The organism is Granulicatella sp. HMSC31F03, assembly GCF_001807725.1.
In the GTDB taxonomy this organism is placed as follows: Bacteria; Bacillota; Bacilli; order Lactobacillales; family Aerococcaceae; genus Granulicatella; species Granulicatella adiacens.
On sequence record NZ_KV790844.1, the window covers coordinates 22041 to 30234 of the forward strand.

The following is an 8194-nucleotide window of genomic DNA, read 5'->3' on the forward strand; positions in this document are numbered from 1 at the left end:
ATATTACAGTTTCTCTACTGCTTCAATGAAACAATCACCGCGAACTTCAAAGTTAGCGAATTGATCCCAACTTGCGCATGCAGGTGAAAGCAATACAATTTCTCCCTCACGACTAGCTGCATACGCTTTTGGCACAGCTTCTTCTAATGTTTCTACTACAGTTACTGGAATCGATAATTTTTCAGCAGTCGCTTTCAACTTCTCTTTTGTTTCTCCGTAAACGACCATTTCACGGACATTTCCAAGTGATGATTCTAATTCTTCAAAACCATTCCCACGATCTAGTCCACCAGCAATCAATACAACAGATTGATTTGTAAAACTTCTTAAGGCTGTTTGTGTCGCAATGATATTTGTTGCTTTTGAATCGTTGTAGAATTTACGACCTTCAATGGTTTTCACATATTGTGTACGGTGTTTTACTCCATGGAATGAACGAACTGCTTTTTCGATTCCTTCATTGGTTGCTCCTTGTAATTTGCAAATCGCGACTGCGGCCAACACGTTTTCCACATTTTGAACGCCAGGTACTTGAATGGCTTCAATTGGCATTACGGCTTCCCCATTAAAGTAAATCGAAGTTTCATCCGTATAAGCGCCGTGTTCCAAGACCGATTTGCGGCTGAAAGGTACTAAGGTTGCTTTTGTATGGCCTTTAATAAACTCATATAATTCTGGGAAATCCGCATTGTAAACAAGGAAATCCTCTTCTGTTTGATTTTTAGTGATTTGTAATTTCGCTTTTACATACTCTTCGCGAGATCCATGATAGTCCAAATGCGCACTAAAGATATTCACGATACACGCTACTTTAGGTCGAAACGCTTCAATTCCCATTAATTGAAAACTTGATAATTCAGTGACATAAATATCTGTTTCTTTTGAATCTTCTGCCAGTTGCGATAAAGGGACTCCGATATTTCCGCAAGCAAAAGTTCTTCTTTCAGGGAAGGATTCATGTAGCATTAAGTTTGTTAATGTAGTTGTCGTGGTTTTTCCATTAGAACCTGTAATCCCAAGAACGGTTCCTTCCATGACACGTTGTGCAATTTCAATTTCAGTATAAACTGGTAACCCTTTATCAACAGCTTTGGCTACTAAAGGATTTGAATAAGGAATCCCTGGGTTTTTAACAACGAAATCCACGTCTCCATCAAGTAACTCTAGTGGATGCCCCCCAGAAACCACTTTAACCCCTTCAGCAACTAACCCTTGTGCGTCAACACTTTCTTCAAGTGGTGTTCGGTCGTTCACCGTCACATCTGCTCCTAAATGGTATAGCAATTTCGCTACATTCACTCCACTTTTAGCAAGTCCAATGACTAGTACTTTTTTATTTTCAAATGCATGTGTATTCCGCACAATGATTCCTCCAATTTTCTCTTTTTAATATGTATATGGAGAAAGGCTGGACAAAAATGGCCAGCTCTCCGTTAAAATATGTTAATTCTCTTAGAAAATAATTGCAACAATTAGCCCCGCAACGAAACCGACAGCACTAAAGACTGAAACGATTTTCACTTCTTTCCATCCACTCATTTCAAAATGGTGATGAATAGGACTCATTTTAAAAATTCGTTTTCCTGTTAGTTTAAATGACCCTACTTGCAGGATAACGCTAAGAGTTTCAAAAACGAAAATGATTCCAACAAGAAGTAAGGTCCATTCTTTATGAAGCATAATGGAAATAATTGCAAGTCCTGCTCCAAGAGCTAATGAACCGACATCACCCATGAATACTTTCGCCGGTTTCCAGTTGAATAATAAGAAGCCTGCTAATCCCCCTACTACACAGAAACAAAATACAGCAATTGAATTTTGACCTGCATGAGTTGCGATAATTCCGTAAGTTGCATATGCAATAATATTTGTTGAAGTGGCTAATCCATCTAAACCATCTGTTAAATTCACTGCATTTGAAAAACCTGCAATCCAAATAATTGTGAATAACGCAAAAACAATAATACTATTTACTTCTCCAAACAACGGAAGGTAAATAAGAGGTTGGTTTCCACTTAAAAGATACAGTGCCACAAAAATTGCAGCTCCCAATAATTGAAGAGCAAATTTTTCGTGACTCTTTAATCCTTCATTTTGTTTCTTAAACACTTTAATATAATCGTCAAGAAATCCGATAGAACCAAAGAAAGCAAAGCCGATAACTCCACTTAATAAAACAAAATTGAAATGACCAAAAACTGCCCCCATAATTAAACTAGATAAACTAATCATACAAAGAAAAACTAGTCCACCCATCGTTGGTGTTCCGCTTTTAGCTTTATGCCAAGATGGCCCTTCATCTAAAGTCGTTTGTCCTAACTGTTTCATTTTCATAAATTGAATAAAATGTGGTTCGGCAATTACCGTTGCTAGAAACGATAACCCGACTGCTAAAATGATTTCAATCATAATACTCTCCTTTTTCTACCCTAGTTCTTGTACCCTAATTTTTCAAGCGCTTGAACCACCGTCTCAACTTCATTGTAAGGAATATATTCTTCGCCAATCACTTGGTAAGGTTCAACACCTTTACCCGCAAATAACAAGATATCTCCTTCTTGTGCGAGTTCTAGGGCTCGTTCTATTGCTTGTTTTCTATCATCTACACATTCATATGGAGTATTTTCGTTTTTTCTACCTGATACGATTTCAGAGTAAATTTTTTCTAAAGACTCTTGTCTTGGATTGTCTGCCGTTAAAATCACATAATCCGATTTTTCAAAAGCAATCTCTCCAAGTTCTGGCCTCATACTTGAATCCCGATTTCCTCCACTATGTCCCATAATTGTGATTACACGATTTATTTTTACTTCTTCGAGCGTTGACAACACATTTTCTAACCCATCTGGGGTGTGAGCGAAGTCAATAATGACTTGGAATGGCTGGCCTTTTTGGATTAATTGCATTCGTCCACCTACACCAGGGAACTTGGCAATTTTTTCAATCGCCTTTCGTAAAGGAATTCCATTAACCATCGCTACTCCGAACGCCGCCAACACATTGTAAACATTAAATAATCCAATCATTGGAATCATTACTGGAAGTTTTTCACCATTCACGGTTACTACAAAAGTTGTCATCGCTCCATTGCTCTCAATTTCAGTAGCTCGAATATCTGCTTCTTCAGTAAAGCCATAGGAAATAATTTCCGCTGATGTAGAATATGCAAATTGCTCAAAATATTCCTGGTCACGATTTAGGATAGCTACCCGTGGCTTCTCGTTTTTAGAATGATTTCCTAATTGTGAGAATAGTAAGCTCTTAGCATGCGCATAATTTTCCATTGTTTTATGCAAATCTAAATGTTCATGCGTAAGGTTTGTAAACACTGCCACATTATAGTCAATCCCCCACACACGCCCCAATTGAAGAGCATGAGAAGAAACTTCCATAATACAGGTATCTCCACCAATTTCCTTAACCTTTTGCAATGTTTCATGCACGGTTAATATTTCTGGTGTTGTATTTCTTGTTTCAATACGTTCCTCACCAATTTTACGATACATCGTTCCAATCAATGCAGTTGGCTTTCCTAATTCTTCTAATAAATAGTCTACCATATGGGTTACAGTCGTTTTTCCATTTGTTCCTGTAACCCCAATCATATTTAAATTCTCTGAAGGATAACCATAGAAATGATTCGCAAAAAGCGTCATTACTCGAGTCACATCTTTTACATAAATCACAGGGGAATCCCCAACTTGTTCTTTAATCGGTTTGGAAGCAACAAATACATTAGCTCCTAACTCCTTTGCCTTCCCCGCAAAAAGATGACCGTCTACTGTTACACCTTCGATACAGAAAAACATTGTATTGGGCACAACTTTACGCGAATCTTGAGCTAATTTATCTACAACGATATTATCTAAAGAGCCTTCCACTCGTTTAATGACTAATAAATCCGCTAGTTCTTTCGCAAACATGTTCTTCCTCCTTCTTTTACTCAGAGAGTCTTGAATATTCTAAACTTCTCTTCATTAATGGATTGAAAATTTCTTTAAGAATTGTATTTACAGTTACAGCCACCCGAGGTTGTTTAACTGTAACATATAAAATATATTTTGGATCATTATAAGGAGCAAATCCAACTACAGAAAAAATATAGTTATTTCCATTTGAATAGTATTTACCTGTCTCTGGATTAATAAATTCAGCAGTCCCTGTCTTAGCTGCTATTTCTTCTCCGTCAATATTAAATTCATAAGCCGTCCCATTTTTCATTCGAGTTGCTTGATATAAATATTCGAGTGTTTTTTTAGCCGCCTCTGGTGAAATGACTTTTCCTAATGAGTTTACTGGATTTGGTGTTTCTTTATCAGTATTAGGGTCTGTAAAATGATCCACTAAACGTAATTTTTGCATTTGTCCACCATTAGCAATCGCAGTAAAAGCTTGCATCATTTGATACACCGTAACCGTAATCCCTTGTCCAAAACCAGTAGATAATTGTTGTAAGTAGGAATTAAATGGATTTGAACCAGATATTTCATTTGCAAATCCTGAATTAGTAGATTTACTAAATCCAAATGCTTCTAAATATTGTTTCCATTTTTCGACACCTATCTTTTGAATAACATGAACAAAGGCAACGTTACTAGAATGGGCTAAACCTTCTAAATAAGTGATATTTCCCCACCCTACTTTATTATAATCCCTAACTAAGTCCGTATAAATCTTTACACTTCCTGATTGATATCTTTCATTTGGATCAAAGACTCCTTCATTAATTGCTGCAGCTAAAGCTAAAACTTTCATGGTTGATCCAGGCTCATAAGCTTGGTCTGTTAGAAGGTTGTTCCACTGAACATCAATTCCCTCTTTCGTCGTAGAGTTATAAGTTGGGCGTTGTGTAGCCGCTACAATATTTCCACTTTTTGGATCCACTAGCATTGCAGTCATCTGAACAGGTTGATACTGCTTATCTGCCGCGCTGACTAAAGATTCTAGGTAAGTTTGAAGTCTCTTATCCAATGTTAAAGTAATATCTTTTCCGTCTTTTGGTTGTTTCGTTACTTTCTCAGTATCTGAAATCACATAGCCATTCCCATCAACCGTATATTCTACTTCTCCTGCCGTTCCGGTTAGTTGTTCATTATAAAGGCCTTCTAATCCAGTCTTTCCAACTAAAGAAATAGTCGTCTTGTGGTCAACTGTTTCCTCAACAGAATCCGTATATCCGATTAAATGAGAAGCAAAAATCCCATTTGGATAATATCTTGCTGGACTCTCTGAAAACTTAATTCCGGGAAGCTTCTCCGCTTCAATCTTATCTTTCACTTGAACCGAAAGATTTTTTCCAGCATTTCCAAATTCGACTTGAGAAACATCCTTCTGACTTAAAATCTTTACAATCTCCTCTTTAGAAAGAGAAATATGTTTCGACAACGCCTCGGCTGTTTTATTAATATCCGTTACATAATCTGGGGTTTCTGCATTTTTACTCCATTGATCGGTCAAGACTGCATAAATAGAATAATTCGTTGCATCTACCGCAATAGGACTTCCACTGGCATCATAGATGGTTCCACGTTTAGCCGCTAAAGTCCTTTTTTGATGAATTTTATCATTAATTTCTGCTCGTAAATCTACATTATGAATATTCCCTAAAACCATAATTCTAAAGAAACGTACAGAAAAAATGAGAAATAAGACACTAGCGAGTCCCAATAAAATAAAGCTCGCTCGACGCCTATTTCTCGCAATGTTATTGTTATTCGTTTTTTTCATCGTCCAACATTCCTAACATTATCTTCATTCATCTTCAAGCCTTGTTCATTTGCGATACGATTGACACGGTCGTATTGAGACAATTCTTGTGTTGATTGAAGTAAAGTATTATTTTCACGTTGAATAAGTGTTGTTTGTGATTCAATGTCCTGTAATTGTCTATTTTTATTAGCAACAATCATGCTAGCGACAATTGTCATTGTTGCTAAGAACGCTAAAACCACTCCTGAAAGAATTAAAACTTGCATTAAGTTTGCTTTTTGTTTTTCTTCAGGAATTGAAGTAACCTCTTGCCCCTTACGAACTAGAGGCGTTTGCTTAGGTACGCTCACATTCAACGTGTCTACATATTTTTCTGCTAATGCCACTAGTAATCCCTTCTTTCTAAATTATCCTTTAATTTTCTCAATGACTCTTAACTTCGCACTTTGCGAACGAGAGTTTTCTGTTATTTCTTCTAAACTTGGTAAAATTGGTTTTTTATTCACCAATTGAAACGGAGCTTTTTCTTCTTCCGTTGGTAAAATCGGTAAGTTCTTCGGAGTTTTTTCAACCGTACTTTGTTGTTTAAACATTGTTTTCACGATTCGATCTTCCAATGAGTGGAAAGAGATAACACTAATTCTTCCGCCAACTGAAACTACTTCGAATGCTTGCTCCAAGGAATCTTCTATCGCTGCTAATTCATCATTCACAGCAATACGAATCGCTTGGAAAATTCTTTTTGCAGGATGTCCGCCTTTTCTTCTTGCAGCAGCAGGAATACTATCGCGAATGATATCCACTAATTCTCCGGTTGTTTCAATTCTGTGTTGAGCACGAATACGTTCAATATTACGCGCAATTTGTTTCGAGAACTTCTCTTCTCCATAACGATAGAAGATACGAACTAATTCGTCATAGCTCCATTCATTTACAATCTCTTCTGCCGTTAACGGAGCACTTTGGTCCATTCGCATATCGAGCTTTGCATTTTGATGATAACTAAATCCTCTTTCAATCTGATCAAGTTGTGGTGAAGACACTCCTAAATCGTATAGAATTCCGTCCACTTTAGAAACACCTAGTTTCCCAAGTTCTTTCTTTAACTGACGGAAGTTCGCGTGAATAAAAGTTACTTTTCCTTCTTCTACTTCTTTAGCAAGACGAGCCTTTGCATGTTGAATGGCTTGCATATCTTGATCAAAGCAATAAAGATGCCCTGTCGTTAATTGGCTAAGTAAGTATTGACTATGTCCCGCACCACCCAGTGTACAGTCTACGTAGATTCCGTCTGGCTTAATGGATAATGCATCTACCGTTTCATGTAGCAATACAGTGATATGTTTAAACATGGTCCCTTCCCTTTCTAAAAGCCAAAATCAATCATATTTTCGGCCAATTCTTCAAAATTCTCTTCTGTTTCAGCAATATATTCTTGCCAACGTTCTTCATTCCAAATCTCAATACGATCATTGTTTCCAATCACACGACAATTCTTTTCTAATCCCGCATACGCGCGTAACGTTTGAGAGATATTCACACGACCTTGCTTGTCAAATTCTACTTCAATCGCAGCAGAGTTCATAAAACGTGTAAAGGCACGTGCATCTTTTTTGGACTGTGGTAAGTCTCTTAATTTATTTTGGATGAGCTCCCATTGTTCCAGAGGATAACCGTATAAACAGCCATCAAGTCCACGTGTCACGATAAAGGTGAATCCTAAATCTTCACGAAATTTAGCTGGCACGATCATACGTCCTTTTGCATCAATTGTATGTTGATATTCACCGATTAACATGCAGACTCCTCCATTCCAATAATATAGTAACCATAGTTTACCACAATCCACCACTTTTCACCACTTTTTTACTAAAAAAGTTTAAAAAAAGTTTTTTCTCCCCCTATAGGCTGTTTTAATGCACAAAAAAAGCTCTTTACACTTTCCGCGTAAAGAGCTTAGAACTATTGATTTTATGCAATTATTTAAAGAATCTTCCCACTTGTACTAATAAGACAAGCAATCCAAAAAATAAAAACGAAATGGAAAATAGTTGGTGGAGGAAAGGTCTAAGAACTAGTTTCCCTCTTTTTAACTTGAAATATAATAATGCTAACCCAATAAGAGCAAAGCCTAATGTAGCATAACTAAACCAAGAATAACCATAGGCATTTACACTAGTGGTATGTAATACCAACAATAGCATTGGTGTCATAATTTCACGAATAGTTATGAAGCGAGTCTCATTATAGAAGATTCGATTTCCAAAAACGACCGTGAAGCCCACAAAACTTAAAATAAATACTAACCATAGTACGATTTCAAAAAATAACATTGACTCACCTCCATCACTACTAGTTTACAATAGATTTCTTAAAACTCATAATATTTTTAAATGTATCAAAAATGATACAAATCATTTTTGGTACATTTTGCTTCTTAACTATAAAAAGAAAGGTTCTATAATTTTTAGGGTTGATGGAATTT

The 8194-nt window shown here is 36.6% G+C and carries 8 protein-coding genes; all 8 read right to left on the bottom strand.

Annotated features, from left to right (window positions below; all coding sequences use genetic code 11):
• Nucleotides 1–3: 3 nt before the first annotated feature.
• The 8 genes from murD to HMPREF3106_RS01345 all read right to left on the bottom strand — a co-directional run bounded on the left by murD (nt 4) and on the right by HMPREF3106_RS01345 (nt 8042).
• Nucleotides 4–1362, bottom strand: a complete 1359-nt coding sequence (murD, locus tag HMPREF3106_RS01310) for a UDP-N-acetylmuramoyl-L-alanine--D-glutamate ligase (protein WP_005605978.1) — start codon at nt 1360–1362, stop codon at nt 4–6.
• A 90-nt stretch (nt 1363–1452) separates the two neighbouring features.
• Nucleotides 1453–2409 carry a phospho-N-acetylmuramoyl-pentapeptide-transferase gene (mraY, locus tag HMPREF3106_RS01315; protein ID WP_049555036.1) on the bottom strand — a complete coding sequence of 319 codons (957 nt, stop codon included), beginning with the start codon at nt 2407–2409 and terminating at the stop codon, nt 1453–1455.
• 20 nt (nt 2410–2429) lie between these two features.
• Nucleotides 2430–3923, bottom strand: a complete 1494-nt coding sequence (locus tag HMPREF3106_RS01320; protein ID WP_049555037.1) for a UDP-N-acetylmuramoyl-L-alanyl-D-glutamate--2,6-diaminopimelate ligase — start codon at nt 3921–3923, stop codon at nt 2430–2432.
• A gap of 16 nt (nt 3924–3939) precedes the next feature.
• Nucleotides 3940–5727, bottom strand: a complete 1788-nt coding sequence (locus HMPREF3106_RS01325; RefSeq protein WP_049555038.1) for a peptidoglycan D,D-transpeptidase FtsI family protein — start codon at nt 5725–5727, stop codon at nt 3940–3942.
• The gene (gene ftsL / locus HMPREF3106_RS01330) at nt 5724–6095 is read right to left on the bottom strand and encodes a cell division protein FtsL (protein ID WP_005605986.1); all 372 of its coding nucleotides are present in this window, start codon (nt 6093–6095) and stop codon (nt 5724–5726) included. The genes HMPREF3106_RS01325 and ftsL overlap by 4 nt, the downstream gene beginning before the upstream one ends.
• 21 nt (nt 6096–6116) lie before the next feature.
• Entirely contained in the window at nt 6117–7061 is a 945-nt protein-coding gene (gene rsmH / locus HMPREF3106_RS01335; protein WP_070443902.1) for a 16S rRNA (cytosine(1402)-N(4))-methyltransferase RsmH, read from the bottom strand.
• A 14-nt stretch (nt 7062–7075) separates the two neighbouring features.
• A complete protein-coding gene (gene mraZ, locus HMPREF3106_RS01340) occupies nt 7076–7507 on the bottom strand; it encodes a division/cell wall cluster transcriptional repressor MraZ (protein WP_039848828.1) in 432 nt (143 codons plus the stop codon).
• Nucleotides 7508–7688: 181 nt separating this feature from the next.
• The gene (locus HMPREF3106_RS01345) at nt 7689–8042 is read right to left on the bottom strand and encodes a hypothetical protein (RefSeq protein WP_070443905.1); all 354 of its coding nucleotides are present in this window, start codon (nt 8040–8042) and stop codon (nt 7689–7691) included.
• Between the last annotated feature and the right edge of the window lie 152 nt (nt 8043–8194).

Bases quoted from the DNA above. Each gene is read 5' to 3' on its own strand.
- mraY (WP_049555036.1), bottom strand. From the start codon at position 2,409: ATGATTGAAATCATTTTAGCAGTCGGGTTATCGTTTCTAGCAACGGTA.
- mraZ (WP_039848828.1), bottom strand. From the start codon at position 7,507: ATGTTAATCGGTGAATATCAACATACAATTGATGCAAAAGGACGTATG.
- HMPREF3106_RS01320 (WP_049555037.1), bottom strand. From the start codon at position 3,923: ATGTTTGCGAAAGAACTAGCGGATTTATTAGTCATTAAACGAGTGGAA.
- HMPREF3106_RS01345 (WP_070443905.1), bottom strand. From the start codon at position 8,042: ATGTTATTTTTTGAAATCGTACTATGGTTAGTATTTATTTTAAGTTTT.
- rsmH (WP_070443902.1), bottom strand. From the start codon at position 7,061: ATGTTTAAACATATCACTGTATTGCTACATGAAACGGTAGATGCATTA.
- HMPREF3106_RS01325 (WP_049555038.1), bottom strand. From the start codon at position 5,727: ATGAAAAAAACGAATAACAATAACATTGCGAGAAATAGGCGTCGAGCG.